The organism is Streptomyces sp. NRRL F-5126, from assembly GCF_000721265.1.
GTDB lineage: Bacteria > Actinomycetota > Actinomycetes > Streptomycetales > Streptomycetaceae > Streptomyces.
The window spans coordinates 167244-192202 of the sequence record NZ_JOFZ01000012.1 but is presented as its reverse complement, the minus strand read 5'-3'; the positions used below and the strand labels follow the sequence as shown (position 1 = coordinate 192202).

18 protein-coding genes and 1 pseudogene are annotated in these 24959 nt (G+C 73.0%); 16 read left to right on the top strand and 3 right to left on the bottom strand.

Annotated features, from left to right (window positions below; translation table 11 throughout):
* The first annotated feature begins 26 nt into the window (after positions 1–26).
* The 13 genes and pseudogenes from IH48_RS0125655 (at position 27) to IH48_RS0125600 (ending at position 16183) form a co-directional block, all read left to right on the top strand.
* On the top strand, positions 27–686 hold the full coding sequence (locus tag IH48_RS0125655; RefSeq protein WP_030909270.1) for a TIGR02234 family membrane protein: 660 nt from the start codon (positions 27–29) through the stop codon (positions 684–686).
* 182 nt (positions 687–868) lie between these two features.
* A pseudogene (locus IH48_RS0125650) lies at positions 869–1117 on the top strand (HGxxPAAW family protein); the annotation flags it as partial.
* A gap of 185 nt (positions 1118–1302) precedes the next feature.
* Positions 1303–1728, top strand: a complete 426-nt coding sequence (locus IH48_RS0125645; RefSeq protein WP_234434384.1) for a DUF2752 domain-containing protein — start codon at positions 1303–1305, stop codon at positions 1726–1728.
* Positions 1729–1858: 130 nt separating this feature from the next.
* Positions 1859–2668, top strand: a complete 810-nt coding sequence (gene trpC, locus IH48_RS0125640; RefSeq protein WP_030909261.1) for an indole-3-glycerol phosphate synthase TrpC — start codon at positions 1859–1861, stop codon at positions 2666–2668.
* Between the two features lie 9 nt (positions 2669–2677).
* Entirely contained in the window at positions 2678–2917 is a 240-nt protein-coding gene (trpM, locus tag IH48_RS37520; protein WP_078850026.1) for a tryptophan biosynthesis modulator TrpM, read from the top strand.
* 55 nt (positions 2918–2972) lie between these two features.
* Positions 2973–4322 carry a tryptophan synthase subunit beta gene (trpB, locus tag IH48_RS0125635; protein WP_051840575.1) on the top strand — a complete coding sequence of 450 codons (1350 nt, stop codon included), beginning with the start codon at positions 2973–2975 and terminating at the stop codon, positions 4320–4322.
* Positions 4319–5158 (top strand): tryptophan synthase subunit alpha, encoded by an 840-nt coding sequence (gene trpA, locus IH48_RS0125630; protein WP_030909257.1) that lies wholly within the window; start codon positions 4319–4321, stop codon positions 5156–5158. The genes trpB and trpA overlap by 4 nt, the downstream gene beginning before the upstream one ends.
* Before the next feature lie 149 nt (positions 5159–5307).
* A complete protein-coding gene (locus IH48_RS0125625; protein ID WP_030909254.1) occupies positions 5308–6126 on the top strand; it encodes a DsbA family protein in 819 nt (272 codons plus the stop codon).
* 111 nt (positions 6127–6237) lie between these two features.
* Entirely contained in the window at positions 6238–7209 is a 972-nt protein-coding gene (gene lgt, locus IH48_RS0125620; protein WP_030909251.1) for a prolipoprotein diacylglyceryl transferase, read from the top strand.
* Between the two features lie 847 nt (positions 7210–8056).
* Positions 8057–8785 carry a VIT1/CCC1 transporter family protein gene (locus tag IH48_RS0125615; protein WP_030909248.1) on the top strand — a complete coding sequence of 243 codons (729 nt, stop codon included), beginning with the start codon at positions 8057–8059 and terminating at the stop codon, positions 8783–8785.
* A gap of 402 nt (positions 8786–9187) precedes the next feature.
* Positions 9188–13747 (top strand): glutamate synthase large subunit, encoded by a 4560-nt coding sequence (gene gltB / locus IH48_RS0125610; protein WP_030909246.1) that lies wholly within the window; start codon positions 9188–9190, stop codon positions 13745–13747.
* The gene (locus IH48_RS0125605; RefSeq protein WP_030909244.1) at positions 13740–15200 is read left to right on the top strand and encodes a glutamate synthase subunit beta; all 1461 of its coding nucleotides are present in this window, start codon (positions 13740–13742) and stop codon (positions 15198–15200) included. The genes gltB and IH48_RS0125605 overlap by 8 nt, the downstream gene beginning before the upstream one ends.
* A 236-nt stretch (positions 15201–15436) precedes the next feature.
* Entirely contained in the window at positions 15437–16183 is a 747-nt protein-coding gene (locus IH48_RS0125600) for a vWA domain-containing protein (protein ID WP_030909243.1), read from the top strand.
* 244 nt (positions 16184–16427) lie between these two features.
* On the opposite strand, the gene IH48_RS36360 is transcribed toward IH48_RS0125600, so the two are convergent.
* The 3 genes from IH48_RS36360 to IH48_RS0125585 are packed head-to-tail and all read right to left on the bottom strand — an operon-like array spanning position 16428 to position 19074.
* Entirely contained in the window at positions 16428–16673 is a 246-nt protein-coding gene (locus IH48_RS36360; protein ID WP_158710351.1) for a hypothetical protein, read from the bottom strand.
* Positions 16670–18154 carry an ankyrin repeat domain-containing protein gene (locus IH48_RS37415; RefSeq protein WP_037843245.1) on the bottom strand — a complete coding sequence of 495 codons (1485 nt, stop codon included), beginning with the start codon at positions 18152–18154 and terminating at the stop codon, positions 16670–16672. The genes IH48_RS36360 and IH48_RS37415 overlap by 4 nt, the downstream gene beginning before the upstream one ends.
* A gap of 26 nt (positions 18155–18180) precedes the next feature.
* The gene (locus IH48_RS0125585) at positions 18181–19074 is read right to left on the bottom strand and encodes a hypothetical protein (protein WP_030909240.1); all 894 of its coding nucleotides are present in this window, start codon (positions 19072–19074) and stop codon (positions 18181–18183) included.
* Between the two features lie 189 nt (positions 19075–19263).
* Between IH48_RS0125585 and pepN the strand changes: the two genes are divergently transcribed.
* The 3 genes from pepN (at position 19264) to IH48_RS0125570 (ending at position 24871) form a co-directional block, all read left to right on the top strand.
* A complete protein-coding gene (gene pepN / locus IH48_RS0125580; RefSeq protein WP_030909239.1) occupies positions 19264–21771 on the top strand; it encodes an aminopeptidase N in 2508 nt (835 codons plus the stop codon).
* Between the two features lie 209 nt (positions 21772–21980).
* The gene (locus IH48_RS0125575; RefSeq protein WP_051840573.1) at positions 21981–23435 is read left to right on the top strand and encodes a pyridoxal phosphate-dependent decarboxylase family protein; all 1455 of its coding nucleotides are present in this window, start codon (positions 21981–21983) and stop codon (positions 23433–23435) included.
* Positions 23432–24871 (top strand): lysine N(6)-hydroxylase/L-ornithine N(5)-oxygenase family protein, encoded by a 1440-nt coding sequence (locus tag IH48_RS0125570; protein WP_037843242.1) that lies wholly within the window; start codon positions 23432–23434, stop codon positions 24869–24871. The genes IH48_RS0125575 and IH48_RS0125570 overlap by 4 nt, the downstream gene beginning before the upstream one ends.
* Positions 24872–24959: the final 88 nt, after the last annotated feature.

The window sequence follows — 24959 nt, the reverse complement described above, 5'->3', positions numbered from 1 at the left end:
TTCGGGCCGTAAGGGATAGTGGGAGCGTGACAGCGCTACCCGCCCCCCGAGGGGGCACCCACGACCAGCGACGCGCGAACGGCGCCACGAGCGGCCGCCGCAGCCTCGCAGCAGCACTGCTCCTCGGCGCCGCCGGCGCCGCGGTGGCGCTCATCGCCTCGGGCCAGACCTGGGCGAAGGGGGCGGCCGCCGTCGGCGGCGGAGCCGTCCCCGTGACGGCGGACGGCCGCGACGTCACGGGCGTGCCGGCCGCGCTCGCGGTGGTCGGCCTCGCCGCGCTGGTCGCGGTGTTCGCCGTGCGCCGCTCGGGTCGCCTCGTGGTGTCCCTGATCCTCGCGCTGAGCGGCGCGGGCGCCGCCGTCTCCGCGGTGCTCGGCGGCTCGGGCAGCACGGCGCTCGACGCGAAGGCCGCACAGACCACCGGCGACGCCTCCGCGACCGTCCACGCCCTGAGCCACACCGCGTGGCCGTACGTCACCGCCGGCGCGGGCGTGCTGATCCTGCTCGCGGGGCTGCTCGCCCTGCGGTACGGCAGGTGGTGGCCCGCCATGTCGGGCCGCTACGAGCGCGGCACAGGTGCCGCGGGCGTCAAGGCGGCGGCCCGCCGCAAGCCGGTCGTCGACCCGGACAGGCCCGAGGACCTGTGGAAGGCGCTCGACCGCGGCGAGGACCCCACCGGCAGCTGAGCGGCCGCCCGGGCCCGTCCGTCCGCGAGCGCACCCCCCTCGCGCGTCACCCGCCGTGCATGCGGGAGAATGTGCGGTGAGCACGGGACCCGACGGCACACGCCCCCGGACCCCCGGCTCGACCAGCACCACAGCACACTCAAGCGCCCACTACACAGCGCCACAGCAACGAGGAGCAACTCATGGCGGGCAGCAGCAGCCACGGACACACGCCGGCGGCCTGGACCGGTGTCACCATCTCCTTCATCGGCTTCTGCGCCGGCGGAGGCCTGATGGTGGCGGACAACCCGGTCGGCTTCTGGGTCAGCATGGGCGTCGTGCTCCTCGGCGGTGTCGTCGGCGTGATCATGAAGTTCATGGGGCTCGGCATGCCCAAGGAGTCCGACGAGATGGTCAGGGCGCGTGAAGAGGCCGGACGCGCGCAGATCGCCATGCACACCGGGCAGCACGACACCGCACGCGCCGCCGCCGGCCAGGCGGAGCAGCACGCGAAGGCCTGACGGCCGCGCGCCCGGCCGCCCGCGTGGGCGCGCCGGCGCACCGCATGACCCCGGCCGCCGGGTGCGGCCGGGCCGAGCCGGTGACGAACGACGGGGTGAGAGCCATGGCAGTGCCCATGACACGAATGGCGCAAGGCCCTGGGCCGGGGCAGGCAAGACGGCTGCTCGCACCCGTCGGCGCACTCGCCGGGGTGGGCGCGGCCTTCGCGCTCGTGGCGCTGGTCGACCCCAATCACCCGGGGCACTACCCCGTCTGCCCGCTCTACGGATTCACCGGCATCTACTGCCCGGGCTGCGGCGGCCTGCGCTGCGCCCACGCCGTCGCCTCGGGACACCTCGGCACGGCGCTGCACGACAACGCGATGGCCGTGGTCGGCTTCGCCGCGTTCGCGGCCTTCTGGGTGTACTGGGTGCTGCGCGCGCGCAAGGGCCTGCCAACGGCCGTGCGGCTCGCCCCCAAGTGGTGGTGGGCCATCGGGGTGGCCGCCGCGGTCTTCACCGTGGTGCGCAACCTGCCGTTCGGCGCCTTCATCGCGCCCTGAGCGCGTGCCGGACGGGGCGCACGCGCCGCCGCCACCCGTGATGAGGGGCCTTCCGCCTCTTACGGCTAGCATCGAGTCGGCCGGACCCTGGAACCATGTCGTATCACCTCCCGGAAAGGGGGCCTCTCGCGTGAGTGTGCTCGACGAGATCATCGACGGCGTGCGCGCCGACCTCGCGGAGCGCCAGGCGCGCGTCGGCCTCGACGAGCTGAAGGAGCGCGCGGCGCGCGCCCCCCAGGCGAGGGACGGCGCGGCCGCGCTCGGCGGCGACGGCGTCAGCGTGATCTGCGAGGTCAAGCGGTCCAGCCCGTCCAAGGGCGCCCTCGCGGCGATCGCCGACCCCGCGGCCCTTGCCGCCGACTACGAGAGCGGCGGCGCGGCCGTCATCTCCGTGCTCACCGAGCAGCGCAGGTTCGGCGGATCGCTCGCCGACCTGGAGGCCGTACGCGCCAAGGTCGACATCCCCGTGCTGCGCAAGGACTTCGTCGTCACCTCCTACCAGCTGTGGGAGGCGCGCGCGCACGGCGCCGACGTGGTGCTCCTGATCGTCGCCGCGCTGGAGCAGCCCGCGCTGGTGTCGCTGATCGAGCGCGCCCAGTCCATCGGCCTCACCCCGCTGGTCGAGGTGCACGACGAGGACGAGGCGGAGCGCGCGGTCGACGCGGGCGCCCGCGTCATCGGCGTCAACGCGCGCAACCTGAAGACCCTCAAGGTGGACCGCTCCACCTTCGAGCGGGTCGCCCCCGAGATCCCGGCCGGCATCGTCAAGGTCGCCGAGTCCGGCGTGCGCGGCCCGCACGACCTGATCGCCTACGCGAACGCCGGCGCCGACGCCGTGCTCGTCGGCGAGTCGCTCGTCACCGGACGCGACCCGAAGGCCGCCGTGGCCGACCTCGTCGCCGCGGGTGCCCACCCCGCGCTGCGGCACGGCAGGGACTGACCGCGCGCCATGCCCGCCTCCCGCCCCGCGACCCTCGCGGCCGACGCCGCGGCCCCGGCACGCCACGCGCCCCTGGCGCGCGGTTGCAGGCCGCGTGGCTGCCGCGCGCCCGCGCGCAGGGTGCACGGGCGGCGCGTGCGGTACGTCATCGGCGACGAGCCGGGACAGGTCAACGGAATGCGATGGCGGACGCGGCCGCGCGCGCCGCACCAGGACGCCGCGCGCGCATACGGTGCTGTCGTTACGTAACGGCCCGCTCCACCCTCCACCGTGGACCGGGCCGTGACCTCCGAGGAGTTCTCCGTTGTCCACGAAACCTTCCGCAGAGCCCTCTGCGTTCTTCCTGCCGGACCCCGACGGGAAGATCCCCACAGCCGAGGGGTACTTCGGCGCCTTCGGCGGCAAGTTCATCCCCGAGGCGCTCGTCGCCGCGGCGGACGAGGTCGCCGCCGAGTACGCCAAGGCGAAGTCCGACCCGTCCTTCGCCGCCGAACTCGACCGGCTCATGGCCGACTACACCGGCCGCCCCAGCCCGCTGACCGAAGTGGAGCGCTTCGCCGCGCACGCCGGCGGCGCGCGCGTCTTCCTCAAGCGCGAGGACCTCAACCACACCGGCTCGCACAAGATCAACAACGTGCTCGGCCAGGCACTGCTCACCCGGCGCATGGGCAAGACCCGCGTCGTCGCCGAGACCGGCGCGGGCCAGCACGGCGTGGCCACGGCCACCGCCTGTGCCCTGTTCGGCCTCGAATGCGTCATCTACATGGGCGAGATCGACACCGAGCGCCAGGCGCTCAACGTCGCCCGCATGCGGATGCTGGGCGCCGAGGTCGTCGCCGTGAAGTCCGGCAGCCGCACCCTCAAGGACGCCATCAACGAGGCGTTCCGCGACTGGGTCGCGAGCGTCGACACCACGCACTACCTGTTCGGCACGGTCGCGGGCCCGCACCCGTTCCCCGCGATGGTCCGCGACTTCCACCGCGTGATCGGCGTCGAGGCCAGGCGGCAGATCCTGCACAAGGCCGGCAGGCTGCCCGACGCGGCCGTCGCCTGCGTCGGCGGCGGGTCCAACGCGATCGGCCTGTTCCACGCGTTCATCCCGGACGGCGCCGTCCGCCTCATCGGCTGCGAGGCCGCGGGGCACGGCGTGCCGAGCGGCGAGCACGCCGCCACCCTGACCGTGGGCGAGCCCGGCATCCTGCACGGCTCGCGCAGCTACGTGCTCCAGGACGACGAGGGCCAGATCACCGAGCCGTACTCGATCTCCGCGGGGCTCGACTACCCGGGCATCGGCCCCGAGCACTCGTATCTCAAGGACAGCGGGCGCGGCGAGTACCTCGCCATCACCGACGACGAGGCCATGCAGGCCCTGCGCCTGCTGTCACGCACCGAGGGCATCATCCCGGCCATCGAGAGCGCGCACGCACTCGCCGGGGCCCTCACCGTCGGCCGGGAACTCGGCGAGGACGGCCTGATCGTCGTCAACCTCTCCGGGCGCGGCGACAAGGACATGGACACCGCCGCGCGCTACTTCGGTCTCTACGAGGCGGACGCGGCCGTCGAACCCGACGACACCTCCGGCGCGACGATCCAGGACGGCCAGGACGGCCGCGACGGCCACAACGGCACGGCGAACGAGGGGGCCGCGAAGTGAGCGGGAACATCCAGCTGCTGACGGACGCACTCGCCGCCGCGCGGGCCGAGGACCGTGCCGCGCTGATCGCCTACTACCCGGCCGGCTTCCCCACCGTGGACGGCGGCATCGAGGCCATCGGCGCGATCTTCGACGGCGGTGCCGACATCGTCGAGGTCGGCCTGCCCTACAGCGACCCCGTCATGGACGGGCCCGTCATCCAGACCGCCGACGACATCGCCCTGCGCGGCGGCGTCCGGATCGCCGACGTACTGCGCACGGTGCGCGAGGCGCACGACGCCACCGGTAAGCCTGTGCTGGTGATGACGTACTGGAACCCCATCGACCGCTACGGCCCCGGGCGCTTCGCCGCGGAGCTCGCGGACGCGGGCGGCGCCGGCTGCATCCTGCCCGACCTGCCGGTCCAGGAGTCCGCGGTGTGGCGCGAGCACGCGGCAGAGCACGGCCTCGCCACCGTCTTCGTGGTCGCCCCCAGCAGCGCTGACGCGCGCCTCGCCGAGATCACCGCGGCCGGCAGCGGCTTCGTGTACGCGGCCTCCCTGATGGGCGTCACCGGCACCCGCGAATCCGTCGGCAGGCAGGCCGAGAAGCTGGTGGCCCGCACCCGCGCCACCAGCGGCCTGCCGGTCTGCGTGGGGCTCGGCGTGTCCAATGCGGCGCAGGCCGCTGAGGTCGCGTCGTTCGCCGACGGTGTGATCGTCGGCAGCGCCTTCGTCAAGCGCGTGCTCGACGCGCCGGACGCGGCCGCCGGGGTCGTCGGCGTACGGGAACTGGCGGGCGGCCTCGCGCAGGGCGTACGGGCGTCGGCCCGCACGCCCGCGGGCCGACCGTCCTGACCGTCCGCCCGCCGGGCCGGCCCGCCGGCCCGGCGCCTGCCTGGGCGTTCGAACCCGCTGTTCGCCTCCGTGGGCGGTGACCTCACACGTACGGGTGGACCTGGGACCGGGGAGGTGCGCACGCGCCTCCCCGGTTCGTTGCTGAGGGCGTGAGTGAGAAGACACGTGAGGCAACCAGGAGCGCCCGAGAGCGGCTCCAGCAGGAACGCGCGGCGGAGAAGGCGCGCGAGAAGCGCAAGCGCACCTTCGTCGTCGCGGGCGCCGCCGTCGCCGTGCTCGCCGTGGCGGCCGGCATCGGCGTGGTCGCGGCCGGCGCGGGCAAGGACAAGCCCGCGAAGGGAGCGGCGGGCCCCGTCAGCGCACCCACGGGCGCGGGCGGCAAGGACGGCCTCGCGATCCGCGTCGGCGCGGCGGACGCGCCCGCCACGCTCACGGTGTGGGAGGACTTCCGCTGCCCGATCTGCGGCCAGTTCGAGAACGTCTTCCGCGACACGTTCCACCAGCTGGAGAACAGCGGGCAGATGAAGGTCGAGTACCACCTCGCGACGATCATCGACGGCAACATGGGCGGCACGGGCTCGGTACGCGCGGCGAACGCGGCCGCGTGCGCGCAGGACGCCGGCAAGTTCCCCGAATACCACGACGCGCTGTACGAGAACCAGCCGGAGGAGACCTCCGACGCCTTCGGCAAGAACAGCAAGCTGCTCGACATCGCGGGCAAGGTCGACGGGCTGTCCACGCAGCGCTTCAAGGCCTGCGTCAACGACGGCGACCACGACGCGTGGGTCGGCAAGTCGGCGAAGGCGTTCACCAAGGGCGGCTTCACCGGCACGCCGACGGTGCTGCTGAACGGGAAGTCCGTCTTCCCGAAGAAGGGCGACGAGAACATCACCCCCGCCAACCTGAAGAAGTGGGTCGCCGAGGCCGACAAGGGCAAGCAGCCCGGCAAGGCGGCGACAGGGTCGTGAGCCGGGCGCCGTGCAGGGGCGTGGATGCCCGGAAAATGGGGGCCCCGTTACCCAGAAGTTGCCGGGCGGGTGGCCGGGTCCGGGGTCCGGCAGGGTAGCGTCGGACCTGCCATGGAACTTGCCTACATTCCCAGCCCGTCGACCGGAGTGGTCCACCTCGGCCCCATTCCGCTGCGCGGCTATGCGTTCTGCATCATCATCGGCGTCTTCGTGGCCGTCTGGTACGGCAACAAGCGCTGGGTCGCCCGCGGCGGCAAGTCGGGCACGGTCGCCGACATCGCCATCTGGGCGGTGCCGTTCGGCCTGGTGGGCGGCCGCCTCTACCACGTGGTGACGGACCCCGAGCTCTACTTCGAGAGAGGCGAGGACTGGGTCAACGCCTTCAAGGTCTGGAACGGCGGGCTCGGGATCTGGGGCGCGGTCGCGCTCGGCGCGGTGGGCGCGTGGATCGGCTGCAGACGGCGCGGCATCCCGCTCACGGCCTGGGTGGACGCCCTGGCACCCGCGGTGGCGATCGCGCAGGCCATCGGCCGCTGGGGCAACTGGTTCAACCAGGAGCTGTACGGCAAGGAGACCCACCTGCCGTGGGCCCTGCACATCACGCACCCGTCGGGCGGCGGCACGCCCGGCTACTACCATCCGACGTTCCTGTACGAGTCGATCTGGTGCCTGATCGTGGCGGCGCTCGTGGTCTGGGCCGACCGCAGATGGCAACTCGGCCACGGCCGGGTGTTCGCCCTCTACGTGGCGCTGTACTGCGTGGGGCGCGGCGGCACGGAGTACCTGCGCGTGGACACGGCGAACCACATCCTCGGCCTGCGGCTGAACCTGTGGACCGTCATGATCATGTTCATCCTGGCGGTGCTCTACATCGTGCTGTCGGCGCGGCTGCGGCCGGGCCGCGAGAAGATCGTCGAACCGGACGCGGCCGCCGAGGCCGCAGACGCCGAGGCCACGGACGCCGTGTCCGAGCCGGCCTCGGAGCAGGCGCCCGGCGATGGGGAAGCGCACCCGAAACAGTCGGCCGAGCGCGCCGGTGAGGATACGCGGGACGCCGAGGCGCAGGCGGCCGAGAAGAGCTGACCGGGGGCGTCCGCCCGCCGTAAGCGGGCCGCCGCGGCGAGGCGCGGGGCCCGTGCTCCGGGTCCCGCCCGGCAGCCCACCGTGCGCGCCCGTGGCGCCGCGGGTAGCCCTGCCGACGTGGGCCGTACCGTGCACGACCAAGTCCGCTTCGGCGCTGCCTGGCCCACCCAGCGGCGGGGGCTTGCCCTCCGCTCAGCGCGTGCGCGCGCTTGGCGCTGTTCGGCGCAACGGTTTCCCGGCGGTGCCCTTCGGCCTTTCCCCGGCCGCAGGGTCACAGGGTCGCAGGGCGGCGTGGGCCACGCCCGGCGGACGGGTGCCGTCCCCGGGACGACCTGGCCCCGTTCCCCCCGGCGTCTGAAGCCGTGCCCGTGCCCGCGGGCTCCCGAAGAGCACCTGCCCGGGTCCGCCCCGTCCGACGTGGGGTTCGACTGCGCGGCGCGCGTCGCGCCGGGCCTGTGCGCGGGCCGCGCCCGCCGGGCGGTGTGGGCAACGCCTCGCCGGCCGGGTGCCGTCCCCGGGACGGCACGGTCCCGCTCGTCCTGGCAGCTGAAGCCGTGCCCGCGCCCGTTGACACTGCCCGCGCGCACCGCGCAGCCTGCGGCGCGTCCGGGGCCGATCCCACTACGGCCGTGCGGCCGGGGCCCAGCCGTCCCCGAAGCCGCGTCCCGGCCGCTGCCGCGCGGTGTGCCGGCGGCTCGGCCTGTCCGGCAAGGACCCCTTTGACCTGCGGTAAGTCAGGCCTTCCTTGCTGGCGGCGATCCGATTCCGTGCGTACTTTCGAGCGTGGGAGGGGCCCACAGGCTCCGTACGGAACCGGGCTGCCGCCCATGGGAAGGGGAAGAACGTCATGGCCGTCTTCGAGGCGAACGCGACGCTGCACGACGCGCACCGCGACAACCACACCCACCGGGATGTGACGGGCGGCTGGCTGCGGCCGGCCGTGTTCGGGGCGATGGACGGCCTGGTCTCCAACCTGGCGCTGATGACGGGCGTCGCGGGCGGCGACGTGTCGTCGCACGCCGTCGTCATCACGGGCCTCGCCGGCCTCGCCGCCGGTGCCTTCTCGATGGCCGCGGGCGAGTACACCTCCGTCGCCTCGCAGCGGGAGCTGGTCGAGGCGGAGCTGGCCGTCGAGCGGGCCGAGCTGCGCAAGAACCCGGCCGACGAGCTGGACGAACTCGCCGCGCTCTACGTCTCGCGCGGCGTCGAGCCGGCACTCGCGCACCAGGTGGCCGCCCAGCTGTCCGCCGACCCCGAGCAGGCGCTGGAGATCCACGCCCGCGAGGAGCTGGGCATCGACCCCGACGACCTGCCGTCGCCGACGGTCGCCGCGGTGTCGTCGTTCGGGTCGTTCGCCGTCGGCGCGTTGCTGCCCGTCCTGCCGTTCCTGCTCGGCGCGACCTCGCTGTGGCCCGCGGTGGCGCTCGCGCTCGCGGGGCTGTTCGCCTGCGGCGCGCTGGTGGCACGCGTGACGGCGCGCAGCTGGTGGTTCAGCGGTCTGCGCCAGCTCGCCCTCGGCGGCGTGGCGGCGGCGATCACGTACGGCCTCGGCAGCCTACTCGGAGCATCGCTGTAGGAGTGTGCCCGCGCGGGAGGGCACCCCACCTGCTGTGACGTACGTCCCTGCGCGCGTGCGGCAGTGGGATGCGAGACTGGCGGGGCCCGCCGTACATACCTGTTACACGGCGGTTTCGACCCCGCGATAGCGGGGCATGACCCGTTAGCGCAGCGGGCAACGAAGCCCGCGCCCCCGGACAGGCGCCGTACTGTCCGGCACACCCCGTGTCCGCCGCCAGGAAACCGTCACCTTCGGAAACCTCGCGAGGATGCCCCTAGCTGTCCGCATGCTGGATGGAATCTTCCGCTTTCTGGGCAGAACCCCATCATGTAACCTGCACGAAATTTCTCCGGAGGGCCAACGTCGTCCCTCGGCACACGCATATGCCCCGCATATGCCCCGACGACGACGGGAGAGCCGATGCGTTCCCACGCCTGGTCGCCCATGGACGGTCGCCCTGCCCCGCAGGGGATGTACGACCCCCGCGACGAACACGACGCGTGCGGCGTCGGTTTCGTCGCCACCCTCACCGGCGACGCCAGCCACGCGCTGGTCCAGCAGGCGCTGACCGTCCTGCGCAACCTGGAGCACCGTGGCGCCACCGGCTCCGAGCCCGACTCGGGCGACGGCGCCGGGATCCTCCTACAGGTTCCCGACGCCTTCTTCCGCGAGGCCGCCGGGTTCGCCCTCCCCGCGGCGGGCGAGTACGCCGTCGGCACGGCCTTCCTGCCCGCCGAGGAGGTCGACGAGGGCGTCTCGGCCATCGAGGCGATCGCGGCCGAGGAGGGCCTGACCGTACTCGGCTGGCGCGAGGTGCCCGTCAAGCCGCGGATCCTCGGCCTCACGGCGCGTGCCACCGTGCCGATCTTCCGGCAGCTCTTCGTCACCGACCACCGCTCAAGCGGCATCGCACTGGACCGCAAGGCGTTCGTGCTGCGCAAGCGCGCCGAGCGCGAGGCCGGCGTCTACTTCCCGTCCCTGTCCTCGCGCACCGTCGTCTACAAGGGCATGCTCACCACCGAGCAGCTCGAGCCCTTCTTCACGGACCTCTCGGACCCCAGCTTCGCCACCGCCATCGCGCTCGTGCACTCGCGGTTCTCCACGAACACCTTCCCGAGCTGGCCGCTGGCCCACCCGTACCGCTTCGTCGCGCACAACGGCGAGATCAACACCGTCCAGGGCAACCGCAACTGGATGAAGGCCCGCGAGTCGCAGCTCGCCTCCGGGCTGTTCGGCGACGGCGCCCTCGACCGGATCTTCCCGATCAACACGCCGGGCGCCTCCGACTCCGCGACGTTCGACGAGGTGCTCGAACTGCTGCACCTCGGCGGCCGCTCGCTGCCCCACTCGGTGCTGATGATGGTCCCCGAGGCGTGGGAGAACAACGACGCCATGGACCCGGCACGCCGGGCCTTCTACCAGTACCACTCCACGATGATGGAGCCGTGGGACGGCCCCGCCGTCGTCACCTTCACCGACGGCGCCCAGGTCGGCGCTGTCCTCGACCGCAACGGCCTGCGGCCGGGACGCTACTGGGTCACCGACGACGGCCTCGTCGTCCTCGCCTCCGAGGTCGGCGTACTCGACATCGAACCGGGCAAGGTCGTACGCAAGGGCCGCCTCATGCCCGGCCGCATGTTCCTCGTGGACACCGCCGAGCACCGCATCATCGAGGACGACGAGATCAAGGCGACGCTCGCCGCCGAGCACCCCTACCAGGAGTGGCTCGAAGCCGGCGAGATCGAGCTGTCCGACCTGCCCGAGCGCGAGCACATCGTGCACACGCACGCGTCGGTCACCCGCCGCCAGCAGACCTTCGGCTACACCGAGGAGGAGCTGCGCATCCTCCTCGCGCCGATGGCGCGCACCGCCGCCGAGCCCATCGGCTCCATGGGCACCGACTCGCCCATCGCGGCGCTCTCGGCACGCCCCCGGCTGCTGTTCGACTACTTCACGCAGCTGTTCGCGCAGGTCACCAACCCGCCGCTGGACGCCATCCGCGAGGAGCTCGTCACCTCGCTGCTGTCGTCGCTCGGCCCGCAGGGCAATCTGCTCGAACCCACCGCCGCGTCCTGCCGCAGTGTCACCCTGCCCTTCCCCGTCATCGACAACGACGAGCTCGCCAAGCTCATCCACATCAACGCCGACGGCGACATGCCCGGCATGACGGCCGCCACCCTCTCCGGCCTCTACCGGGTCGCCGGCGGCGGCGAGGCGCTCGCCGCGCGCATCGACGAGATCTGCGCCGAGGCCGACGCGGCGATCGACGGCGGCGCCCGCATCATCGTCCTGTCCGACCGGCACTCCGACGCCGAGCAGGCGCCCATCCCGTCGCTGCTGCTGACGGCGGCCGTGCACCACCACCTCATCCGCACCAAGCAGCGCACCCAGGTGGGCCTGCTGGTCGAGGCCGGCGACGTGCGCGAGGTGCACCACATCGCGCTGCTCATCAGCTACGGCGCCGCCGCGGTCAACCCGTACCTCGCGATGGAATCGGTGGAGGACCTGGTGCGCGCCGGGACCTTCATCCAGGGCCTGGAGCCGGAGCAGGCCATCCGCAACCTGATCCGCGCGCTCGGCAAGGGCGTCCTGAAGGTCATGTCCAAGATGGGCATCTCCACCGTCGCCTCCTACCGCGGCGCGCAGGTCTTCGAGGCCGTCGGCCTCGACCAGGCCTTCGTCGACCGGTACTTCAACGGCACCGCCACCAAGATCGGCGGCGCCGGGCTCGACGTCGTCGCCCAGGAGGTCGCCGCCCGGCACGCCAAGGGCTACCCGGCCTCCGGGATCTCCGCGAGCCACCGCAAGCTGGAGATCGGCGGCGAGTACCAGTGGCGGCGCGAGGGCGAGCCGCACCTGTTCGACCCCGAGACGGTCTTCCGGCTCCAGCACGCCACACGCTCCGGCCGCTACGACATCTTCAAGAAGTACACCGACCGGGTCAACGAGCAGTCCGAGCGGCTCATGACGCTGCGCGGCCTGTTCAACTTCGCCTCAGGACGCGAGCCGATCCCGCTCGACGAGGTCGAGCCGGCCTCCGAGATCGTCAAGCGGTTCTCCACCGGCGCCATGTCGTACGGGTCGATCTCCCGCGAGGCGCACGAGACGCTCGCCATCGCCATGAACCGCCTCGGCGGCAAGTCCAACACCGGCGAGGGCGGCGAGGACACCGACCGGCTCCACGACCCCGCGCGGCGCTCCGCGATCAAGCAGGTCGCGTCCGGCAGGTTCGGCGTCACCAGCGAGTACCTCGTCAACGCCGACGACATCCAGATCAAGATGGCGCAGGGCGCGAAGCCCGGCGAGGGCGGCCAGCTGCCCGGCCACAAGGTCTACCCGTGGGTCGCGAACACCCGGCACTCCACGCCCGGCGTCGGCCTGATCTCGCCGCCGCCGCACCACGACATCTACTCCATCGAGGACCTCGCCCAGCTCATCCACGACCTGAAGAACGCCAACCCGGCGGCCCGCATCCACGTGAAGCTGGTCTCCGAGGTCGGCGTCGGCACGGTCGCGGCCGGCGTCTCCAAGGCACACGCCGACGTCGTGCTGATCTCGGGCCACGACGGCGGCACCGGCGCGTCCCCGCTCACGTCGCTCAAGCACGCGGGCGGCCCCTGGGAGCTCGGCCTCGCCGAGACCCAGCAGACGCTGCTCCTCAACGGGTTGCGCGACCGGATCGTCGTGCAGACCGACGGCCAGCTCAAGACCGGCCGCGACGTCGTCATCGCCGCGCTTCTCGGCGCCGAGGAGTTCGGCTTCGCGACGGCGCCCCTGGTGGTGTCCGGCTGCGTGATGATGCGCGTGTGCCACCTCGACACCTGCCCCGTCGGCATCGCCACCCAGAACCCGGTGCTGCGCGAGCGGTTCTCCGGCAAGGCCGAGTACGTGGTGCGGTTCTTCGAGTACATCGCGCAGGAAGTACGTGAACTCCTCGCCGAACTCGGCTTCCGCACCCTGGAGGAGGCCGTCGGACACGCCGAACTCCTCGACACCGAGCGGGCCGTGGGCCACTGGAAGGCCCAGGGCCTCGACCTGGCGCCGCTGTTCCACGTGCCGGTGCTCGGCAGGGGCGCCGTGCGCCACCGCACGGTCGCCCAGGACCACGGCCTCGACAAGGCGCTCGACAACGAGCTGATCCGCCTCGCCGCGGACGCGCTCGGCGCCGAGAGCGCCGAGGCCGCGCAGCCCGTACGGGCACAGATCGGCATCCGCAACATCAACCGCACGGTCGGCACCATGCTCGGCCACGAGGTCACCAAGCGGTTCGGCGGCGCCGGCCTGCCCGACGACACCATCGACATCACGTTCACCGGGTCCGCGGGCCAGTCCTTCGGCGCGTTCCTGCCGTCCGGCATCACCCTGCGGCTCGAAGGCGACGCCAACGACTACGTCGGCAAGGGCCTCTCCGGCGGACGCGTCGTCGTACGGCCCGACCGCGGCGCCGACCACCTCGCCGAGTACTCCACCATCGCCGGCAACACCATCGCCTACGGCGCCACCGGCGGCGAGCTGTTCCTGCGCGGCCGCAGCGGCGAGCGCACCTGCGTGCGCAACTCCGGCGCGACCGTCGTCACCGAGGGCGTCGGCGACCACGGCTGCGAGTACATGACCGGCGGCCACGCCGTCGTCCTCGGCCCGACGGGGCGCAACTTCGCGGCCGGCATGTCAGGCGGCACCGCGTACGTCATCGACCTCGACCCCGACAACGTCAACGCGGGCAACCTGGCCGCGGTCGGGCCGCTCGACGACGGCGACAAGCTGTGGGTGCACGACGTGGTGCGCCGCCACCACGAGGAGACGGGCTCCACCGTCGCCGCGAAGCTGCTGGCCGAGTGGGACACCGCGGCCGACCGGTTCAGCAAGATCATCCCGGCCGCCTACAAGGCCGTGCTCGCCGCCAAGGACGCCGCCGAGCTGGCCGGGCTCTCCGAGACCGAGACCACCGAGAAGATGATGGAGGCGGCGACCCATGGCTGACCCGAAGGGCTTTCTCACCACCGGCCGCGAAGTCGCCACGAGCCGGCCCGTCGCCGAGCGCGTCAAGGACTGGAACGAGGTCTACGTACCCGGCTCCCTGCTGCCGATCGTCAGCAAGCAGGCCGGCCGCTGCATGGACTGTGGCATCCCGTTCTGCCACAACGGCTGCCCGCTCGGAAACCTCATCCCCGAGTGGAACGACTACGCGTACCGCGAGGACTGGAACGCCGCCATAGAGCGCCTCCACGCCACGAACAACTTCCCGGAGTTCACCGGCAGGCTGTGCCCCGCGCCGTGCGAGTCCGCGTGCGTGCTCGGCATCAACCAGCCCCCCGTCACCATCAAGAACGTCGAGGTCTCCATCATCGACAAGGCGTGGGAGAGCGGCGACGTCACGCCGCAGCCGCCCGAGCGGCTCTCCGGCAAGACCGTCGCCGTGATCGGCTCGGGCCCCTCGGGACTCGCCGCCGCCCAGCAGCTGACCCGGGCGGGACACACCGTCGTGGTCTACGAGCGCGCCGACCGCATCGGCGGGCTGCTGCGCTACGGCATCCCCGAGTTCAAGATGGAGAAGTCCCACATCAACCGCCGCGTCGAGCAGATGCGTGCGGAAGGCACCAAGTTCCGCACCGGGATAGAGATCGGCCGGGACCTCGACGCGGCGAAGCTGCGCCGCAGGTACGACGCGGTCGTCATCGCCGCGGGCGCGACCGTCTCCCGCGACCTGCCCGTGCCGGGCCGCGAGCTGAACGGCGTGCACTACGCGATGGAGTACCTGCCGCTGTCCAACAAGGTGCAGGAGGGCGACCTCACGAACTCCCCGATCACCGCGAAGGACAAGCACGTCGTGGTCATCGGCGGCGGCGACACCGGCGCCGACTGCGTGGGCACCGCACACCGCCAGGGCGCCCTGTCCGTGACCCAGCTGGAGATCATGCCGCGCCCCGGCGACGAGCGCGCCGAGCACCAGCCGTGGCCCACGTTCCCGATGCTCTACAAGGTCACCTCGGCACACGAGGAGGGCGGCGAGCGGCTGTACTCGGTCTCCACCACGCACTTCGAGGGCGACGAGGACGGCAACGTCCAGTCACTGCACCTCGTCGAGGTGGAGTTCAAGGACGGCAAGATCGCCTCGCTCGAAGGCACCGAGCGCGTCATCCCCGCCCAACTGGTCACGCTGGCCATGGGGTTCACCGGCACCGACCAGTCCAACGGCCTCGTCGAGCAGTTCGGCCTCGAACTGGACGCGCGCGGCAACGTCGCACGCGACGCGGACTTCGCCACCAACGTCCCCGGCGTGTACGTGGCGGGCGACGCGGGCCGCGGCCAGTCGCTGATCGTGTGGGCGATCGCGGAGGGCCGCTCGGCGGCCCGCGCCGTCGACGGCCACCTGTCGGGGGCGAGCGACCTGCCCGCCCCGATCCGGCCCACGGACCGCGCCCTCGTGGTCTGATGGCATCCGTTGCCGCGCCGAGCGCGCGGTAACGGCAAGACGTCCCGTACAACGGCGTACGGACGGTCCGGCTGGGGGAGGCGCTTCCCCCGGCCCTCCGCAGGACACGGCGCCCGTCCCGTCCCCGACCGGACACGGCGGGCGCCGTGGCACGTCCCCGGACCGCGCGAACGCGTGTCCGCCGTGCGTGCCCTCCCCGTAGGCTGTGGGCCCAACACCTCGCGAGGAGCGTGCACATGGCCGCAGCGTCCGCCCCGACGGGCCCCGCGATCAGCCTGGAGAAGATGGAGCGGACCGCCCCCGGCCTGGTGAGCCTGTACAAGAGCGCCGCGGTCTCGCTGGAGAAGAGCGGCCTGAGCGGGCAGCGCGCCGCCGTGTACCTGGTGCTCGACCGGTCGGGCTCCATGCGCCGGTACTACCGCGACGGCACCGTGCAGTCGCTCGCCGAACGCGTCCTCGGCCTCTCCGCCAACCTCGACGACGACGGGACCGTCCCGGTCGTGGTCTTCTCCACGGACGTGGACGCGCAGGCCCCCATATCGCTCGACCGCCACGAAGGCCGCATCGGGGACATTGTGGGCTCGCTCGGCCACATGGGCCGGACCAACTACCACGTGGCGATGGACGCCGTCATCGACCACTACCTCGGCAGCGGGGCCACGGACCCCGCCCTCGTCGTCTTCCAGACGGACGGCGGGCCGAGCAACCGCCGCGCCGCCGAGCAGTACGTGTGCAAGGCCGCCTCGCTGCCGATGTTCTGGCAGTTCATCGGGTTCGGCGATCCGCACGGCCACCAGTTCGACTTCCTGCGGAGGCTGGACGAACTCGCCGTCCCCGCACGGCGCGTGGTCGACAACGCGGGCTTCTTCCCGGCCGGCCGCGACCCACGCCGCATGCGGGACACCACACTTTACGACCGGCTGCTGGGGGAGTTCCCGCAGTGGCTCGCAGCGGCACGGGCCCAGGGCATCGTGCCGGGCTGACCCCCCGGGGGGGAGTCTCCCGCCTGGCGTCGGGCCCGTGTCCGCTCGCCGTCCTCCCGCCGCGGCACCGCACGCCGCACCCACGGGGGCAGGCAGCGGGGGCGACTCCCGGCCGCAGGCGTGCGCCGCCGTGGCCGCCTGCCGCCCGACGCCCGACGCCTGGTGGCCGGGCAGAGCCGGGCCGGGCCCTGCGGCCGCGCCGGACACCGGAGGGCCGCGCCCACGGGGCGCCGGGATCGCGCGCTCACGCCTCGTGTCGCGGCGGGATGCGTTCCAGGGTCAGGCGCCGCGCGTCGCGGGGGAGCAGGGCCACCGCGTCCCGTGCCCTTGCCCGTGCCGGGTCGTCCGGGTCCGCCTGTGCCAGCAGCCGGGCCAGCGCCGCCACCGCGCGCTCGTCCCCCGACGCCGCCAGGCCCGCCGCGGGGGACTCCAGGTCTGGGCCGCCCTCGGCCCGGCGGCGGCACCCTGGCCGCCGGTGCTGCGGGCTCACGCCTCGCGTCGCGGCGGGATGCGTTCCAGGGTCAGGCGCCGCGCGTCGCGGGGGAGCAGGGCTACCGCGTCCCGTGCCTTTGCCCGTGCCGGGTCGTCCGGGTCCGCCTGTGCCAGCAGCCGGGCCAGCGCCGCCACCGCGCGCTCGTCCCCCGACGCCGCCAGGCCCGCCGCGGCCTCGGCCGCCACCAGGGCGTCCTCGTCGTCAAGCCCCGCCGCCAGCGCGTCCCGCGCGCGGGGTTCCGCCGCGCCCGTCCCCGCCAGCGCGGCCACCGCCGCCCGCCGCACGCTCGCGGAACGGTCGTGTGCCAGCGCGACCAGTGTCGCGAGCCCCGGCTCGGCCGCCAGTGGGCTCGCGCCCGCGACCACGCGGCGCACCGCCGCGTCCGGATGGCGCGCGTACGCGGCCACGTCGCGTGCGCCGGCGCGGTGCCGGCCGAGCGCCCGCACCACCGCGGCCGCCTCCCGCGCGCTCCCGCCCCCGGGCGGCAGCCCCGCCGCCACCTCCCGCACCACCGCGAGAGCACGCGGCGACACGGCGGCCGGATCCAGCTCCGCCACCACGTCCAACCCGAGCGTCCGTCGCGACTCGTCGGCCGCGCCGCACCACACCACCGCCACCTGAAACGTTTCCTCAGCCGGCAGCGCCACCATGGCGCGCACCGCCTCACGCCAGTCGTCCCGCGCCGGATCCCCGCAGCTCAGCGCGCGCCGCGCCAGCTCCTCGTACCCGACAGGAACGCCGAGCTCACGCTCCAGCACCGTCGCCACCGCCGCGTGCCCCGTCCCCGCCGCACGGCCCGCGACCACCACCCCGTCCCGCACCAGCTCCACCGCCACCGTCTCCGCGCCGCCCGCCACCGACCGCCGCACCACCGCCTCGAAACCCTCGCCGTACGCGGAAAGCAGCCCCTGCCGCAGCTCACGCTCCACGTCGCGGCCCAGCCAGTGCCGCGCCTCCGCAAGCGCCGCCTCCCGCCCGCCCGGATCCCGCACGCCCGCACCGTGCCGCAGCAGCACCCGCACCGCCGCGACCGACCCGCGCCGCGCCGCGAGCACCAGCGGACGCTCACCGCCGGGCCCCGGCAGATCCGGATCGGCGCCGCCCTCGACCAGCGCCTCAAGCGTCCCCGCGAACCCCTGCACCGCAGCCCACGCCACCGCCGTGAAGCCGTACGCCTCCCGCGCGTCCGGCTCGGCACCCGCCGCAAGCAGCGCCCTGACCACCTCCGTGTGCCCGCCGCTCGCCGCCCCGCACAGCGGCAGGTCACCGCCGTCGGGGCCGCACGCCCGCCGCGGATCGGCACCCGCCGCCAGCAGCAGCCGGACGGCGCCGGGCCGGTCGCTCACCGCCGCCGCGTACAGGACGCTCTGCCCCTCGCCGTCCACCGCGCCCGCCACGTCCGCCGCCCCCGCGCGCACCAGCCGCACCAGGGCGTCGTCGGCGCCCGCGTACACCGCCGCGAACAGTTCCTCGTGCATGCCGCCGTCTCAGGATCCTCAGGTGTCTAGGTGTCGCACTCCAGCACCGTGCGGCACAGGCCGCACCGCGCCCTGACCCGCCCCCGCACCGGTACCCGGATGCGCTGGTGGCATGTGGGACACGCGAACGCCACCCGCGGCCCGTCACGCAGCGCCTCGAACACGTACGGCGCCGCCGGGTCCGCGAGGACGCCCGGATGGTCGAGCGCGTACCTGCGCTCCTTGACGTAGCGGTGCCTGCCCAGGCGGCCCGCCGTCGTCAGCGGCGGCTGCCGCTCGTCGCGCAGCGCACGCGCGCTGCCCCGCGTGTACGCCTCGTACGCCTGCGGGCTCGTGAACCAGACGCGCGGGTCCTCACCGAACACCGCCGCCCGCTTCGCCAGCACGTACCCGAACTCCTCAGGCGTCAGATAGCCGAGCTTCTGGCTGGAGTCCCGGTCCTCCCGGTACGCGTCGAGCAGCAGCCACCCGGCGCCCAGGTACGTCGTCGCCGTGTCCGTCAGGATCTCGTTCGCGGGTGTGCCGGGGAACGCCAGATCAAGGCGGTGCAGCAGCACATGCGTGATCTCGTGCGCCAGCGCGGCCCCGATGTCCCTGCGGTGGCTGCGGAACCGGTCGTTCAGCTCGATGAAGTACTCGGGCCCCGCCGTCAGCTCCACGTTCGCCGCGTGCCGCATCTCCCGGAAACTCACGATGATCCGCGCGTCCGGCAGCCGCAGCTGCCGCACCAGCGCCCTCGCCACCCGCTGCGTGCCCAGGTGGAGATCGTCCGCGTCGGCGAAGGCGACGTCCGCCGGGGCCACACTCGGCGTGTACGACCGCACACCGTCCGGCGTGAGCCGCCGGTAGAGCGCCGTGATGGCCGCCCGCGCGGTGTCCAGATGCGGAAAACCGTGTACGACCTCGCCGCCGTTCGCCACGCCCGTACCCCCTACGCCCGTCCCCGGGCCCGCCAGGACCGGCCTCCCGCGCACCGGCCCGGTCGCCTCCACTGTACGGCGGCCCGCGCCACGCGGCGGCGCGCGGCGGGGCGCGCCCCGCCGCCCCGCGGGCAACCAGTGCGACCAACCCCACTGCGCGCGCCCACGCCCATCGGGCAGCATGTCCCCATGTCCGTACTGACGCGCGACGAAGCGCGAACCCGAGCACAACTGATCGACGTACACCGGTACACCGTGGCCCTCGACGTCACCACCGGCAGCGAGACCTTCGACTCCCGCACGGTCATCCACTTCACCGCACACACCGCCGGGGACACCTTCGTCGAGCTCAAGCCCGCCACCCTGCGCGCCATCAGCCTCGACGGCGAGCGGCTCGACCCCGCGGCCCTCACCGAAAACCGCTACCCCCTCACCGGCCTCACCCCCGGCGAACACGAACTGCGCGTCGACGCGGACATGCGCTACTCACACACCGGCGAAGGCATGCACCGCTTCACCGACCCCACGGACGGCGAGAGCTACCTCTACACCCAGCTGTTCATGGAGGACGTCCAGCGCGTCTTCGCCGCCTTCGACCAGCCCGACCTCAAGGCTGTCTTCGACGTGTCCGTCACCGCACCCGAGGCGTGGACCGTCCTCGGCAACGGCGTCGCCACCCACACCGGCGAAGGACACTGGACCCTCGCCAGGACCCCCCTCGTCTCCACCTACCTCGTCGCCGTCGCCATCGGACCCTGGCACTCCGTACGCACCGAACACGCCGGCATCCCCTTCGGCATCCACTGCCGGCGCTCCCTCGCCCCCCACCTCGCCGAGGACGCCGACGAGATCCTCGACATCACCCGCGCCTGCTTCGACCGCTACCACGAGAAGTTCGACGAGCCCTACCCCTTCGACTCCTACGACCAGGCGTTCGTCCCCGAGTTCAACGCCGGCGCCATGGAGAACCCCGGACTCGTCACCTTCCGCGACGAATTCATCTACCGCTCCGCCGTCACCGACACCGAACGCCAGACCCGCGGCATGGTCATCGCCCACGAAATGGCCCACATGTGGTTCGGCGACCTCGTCACCCTCGCCTGGTGGGACGACATCTGGCTCAACGAGTCCTTCGCCGAGTACATGGGCTACCAGACCCTCGCCGAAGCCACCCGCTTCACCGGGACCTGGACCGACTTCGCCATCGGCCGCAAACCCTGGGGCTACGACGCCGACCAGCGCCCCACCACCCATCCCGTCGCCCCCGCACACGACGCCGTCCCCGACACCGCGTCCGCCATGCTCAACTTCGACGGCATCTCCTACGCCAAGGGCGCCTCCGCGCTGCGCCAACTCGTCGCCTGGCTCGGCGAGAAGGACTTCCTCGCCGGCGTCAACCACCACATCACCCGCCACAAGTACGCGAACGCCACCCTCGCCGACTTCGTCGACAACCTCGCACGCGCCACCGACCGCGACGTCCACGCCTGGGCCGACGCCTGGCTGCGCACCACCGGCGTCGACACCCTCACCCCCGACGTCACCCACACGTCCACCGACTGGACACTCACCGTCACCCACCGCGGCAGCCGCCCCCACCACATCGCCGTCGCCACCTACGACCACGACATCGCCGGCACCGAACGCCTCGTCGCACGCGACCGCATCGAACTCGACGTACCCGCCCACGGCGACGCGGCCCCCACCACACTCCCCGGCCGCCGCCCCGCACTCACCGTCCTCAACGACGCCGACCTCTCCTACACCAAGATCCGCCTCGACGCGGGCTCCTGGGACACCGCACTGCGCGCCCTGTCCACCATCCCAGAACCCCTCACCCGCGCCGTCGTGTGGAACGCCGCGCGCGACATGGTCCGCGACGGCGAACTGGCCCCCGCCGCCTACCTCGAAGCCGCACGCACCCACCTCCCGCACGAGAGCGACCTCGCCGTCGTCCAGGGCGTACTGGCCTTCGCCACCGGCCAGATCGCCGGCCGCTACACCAGCCACGAGCAGCGCCCCGCCGCCCTCGCCGGCCTCACCGCCCTGTGCCGCGACCTCATCCGCCGCACCGAGGACGGCACCGACCCCGGCCTGCGCCTCACCGCCGTACGCCACTTCATCGACACCGCCACCCAACCCGACGGCATCCACGACTGGTACACCAGCGGACACGTACCCGGCGGCCCCGAACTCGACCCGGAACTGCGCTGGCGCACCCTCACCCGCCTCACCGTGCTCGGCGCCGCACACGAGAAGGACATCGCCGCCGAACTCGCCCGCGACCCCAGCGCCACAGGACAGGAAGGCGCCGCACGCTGCCGCGCCGCACTGCCCGACCAGGCGGCGAAAGAAGCCGCATGGGCGCGCATGTTCGACCAGGACGACCTCTCCAACTACCTGTTCACCGCCGTCGCCCAGGGCTTCTGGCAGCCCGAACAGGCCGACCTCGTCGCCCCGTTCGTCGAACGCTACTTCCCCGCCGCCGTCGCCCTCGCCCACCGCAGGGGCCCGGCCATCGCCGAAGCCGCCGGACGCCACGCCTTCCCAGGCCACGCCGTCGACGAGGCCACACTCCGCCTCGGCACCGCATGCCTCGGCACCGCCGACATGATCCCCGCGCTGCGCCGCAAACTCGCCGACCAACTCGACGACCTCCGCCGCGCCCTCCACGTCCGCGACACGCACACCGCCTGACAACCTCCACCCCGTACGGCTCCGAGTACCGCACGCACCCCGTCACCCACCGCCGGTGGTGACGCGCGCCCCCGCCGTGGCGCGCGTCACCACCCGCACCCGGCACCGTCCGCGCCGGCCCTCGGAGTCGTACAAAACCCGCCAGGGCAATACCCCATCCGGGTGCCGATCGTTGGAGACGGTGACTCCGTCCACGCAGAAGGGCCAGGATGACCACGCCGCCGCACCCCCCGACCCCCGGCACCGGCCTGCCGCCGCTCGCGGGCGGCAACCACGGCCCCGACGCGCTGCGGCCCCTCGTCGCCACCGTCCTCGACGCGCTCGCCGCGGGCACCGCGGAGCGCCAGGGCAGGCCACTGCCCGCAGGCGGCCCCGAAGCCACCGCCGCCCGGGTACGCGCCGCCGCCACCCCCGTACTGCCCGACGAAGGAGCCGGCGCCGGCGAAGCCCTCACCACCCTCGTCCAGGCACTCGCCGCCGGCGCGGCCGACCCCGCCCACCCCCTGTGCGCCGCCCACCTGCACACCCCGCCCCTCGCCCTGGCCGTCGCCGCCGACCTCGCCGCCTCCGCCCTCAACCAGTCACTCGACTCCTGGGACCAGGCACCCGCCGCCGCGGAACTCGAAGCCCTCGTCACCCGGGCACTCGCCCGCGAGGTCTACCCGCACACCGCGCACGGCACCACGCCCGACGCCGTCGTCACCACCGGCGGCACCGAATCCAACCAGCTCGCACTCCTCCTCGCCCGCGAACGCCATGCCCACGCGGGTGGGCGCCTCCAAGTCGTCACCGGCGCGCACACCCACCACTCCCTCACCCGCGCCGCCTGGCTCCTCGGCCTCCCCGAACCCGTCACCGTCCCCGCACCCCGCGGCACCCTCGACCCCGCCGCCCTCGACGACGCCCTCACGACGCTGCACGGCCCCGTCCTCGTCGCCGCCACCGCCGGTACCACCGACACCGGCGCCATCGACCCGCTCCCCGCCATCGCCGACCTCTGCGCACGCCACGGCGCCGAACTCCACATCGACGCCGCCTACGGCGGCCCCCTCCTGTTCAGCGACCGCCGCGCCCCCCTGCTCGACGGACTCGACCGCGCCCAATCCGTCACCCTCGACCTGCACAAACTCGGCTGGCAACCCGTCGCCGCCGGACTGCTCGCCGTACCCGGCACCGAGCTGCTCGCCCCCCTCGCCCACACCGCGGACTACCTCAACGCCGACGACGACACCGACGCCGGCCTTCCCGACCTCCTCGGCCGCTCCCTGCGCACCACCAGACGCCCCGACATCATCAAGATCGCCGTCACACTCCGCGCACTCGGCCGCGCCGGACTCGGCACCCTCGTCGACCACCTCTGCGACACCGCACAGGAACTCGCCGAGGCCATCGACAAACACCCCAGGCTCGAACTCCACGAACACCCCACCCTCACCACCGTCCTCTTCCGCCCCACCCGCACCAGCGACACCACCGTCGCCACCATCCGCCGCACCCTCCTCACCGAAGGCACCGCCGTCCTCGGCAGAGCCCGCGCGGACGGCCGCCTCTGGCTCAAAACCACCCTGCTCAACCCCCACACCACCCCCGACGACCTCGCCGCACTCCTCACCCGAGTGGAGACACTCGCAGACACCCTCGTGGAAGGCAGCACGCCCCGATGACCGGCACGCCCACCCCGCCGCAGACCACCACCTCCGCCACACCCGCGGCCGAAACCCCCAAAGACCTCGTCGGCATCGGCATCGGCCCCTTCAACCTCTCCCTCGCCGCACTCGCGGACACCATCCCCGGCGGCATCGAAGCAGCCTTCTACGAACAAAGCCCCGGCTTCAGCTGGCACCCAGGACTCCTCATCGACGGCGCCACCCTCCAAGTACCCTTCCTCGCCGACCTCGTCACCCTCGCCCAGCCCGCAAGCCCCTGGTCGTTCCTCTCCTACCTGCGCGCCATCGACCGCCTCTACCCCTTCTACTTCTCCGAGCGCTTCCACATCCACCGCACCGAATACGACGCCTACTGCCGATGGGTCAGCGACTCCCTGCCCACACTCCACTTCGGCCACCAGGTCGACGCCGTCCGCTGGAACCACGAACGAGCCCTGTTCGAAGTCGACTTCACCGGACTCGACGCCGACGGCGAAGCCGAGGCACTCGGCCGCACCTACACCCGCAACATCGCCCTCGGCATCGGCACCGCCCCCCACGTACCCGAACCACTCAAAACACTCGCCGACATCCCCGCTGTCCCCGTCATCCACTCGTCCGACTACCTCCACCACCGCGAACAACTCCTGCGCGCACGGCACATCACCATCATCGGCTCAGGACAGTCCGGCGCGGAGATCTTCCTCGACCTCCTCCGCGCCCGCCCCGCAGGCGCCGAACACCTCCACTGGCTCACCCGCACCGCAGGCTTCGCCCCCATGGAGTACTCCAAACTCGGCCTCGAACACTTCACCCCCGACTACACCCACTACTTCCACCAGCTCCCCGAACACACCAGGAACGACCTCGTCCCCCGCCAGTGGCAACTCCACAAGGGCATCGACCACGACACACTCGCCGCCATCCACGACGAGCTCTACCGCCGCACCCTCGACGGCGGCTGGCCCGAAGCCGTCCTCACCCCCGGCGTCAACGTCCGCACCGCAGGACGCGTCGCCACCACCCAGATCGAACTCCACCTCGAACACACCCAGCAGAACACCCGCTCACGCCTCACCACCGACGCCGTCGTCCTCGCCACCGGCTACCGGCAACGCCCAGCCGACCGCCTCCTCGCCGGCCTCGACGCCTACATCCGCCGCGACTCACGCGAACGCCCCCGCATCGACGAACACCACAGGATCGTCCTCGACCCCGCCGTCGGCGGATCCGTCTACGTGCAGAACGCCCAGCTCCATACCCACGGCGTCGGCACCCCCGACCTCGGTCTCGCCGCGTGGCGCAGCGCCACCATCCTCAACCACCTCACCGGCACCACCCCCTACCCGCAGCCGTCCAGAACCGCCTTCACCACCTTCGGCCTCACCGACCAGGACCGGCACGCGACAGCGCCCCCGCCGCACGGACTCGTCCCCCTGGTCGAACCCGCCTGAACGGACGGCCCGTTTCCGTCAACAGAGAGTGACGAAAACGGCCTGGTTGATGCTCATCAGAGCAGTGCACCGCACACTTCAACACTTA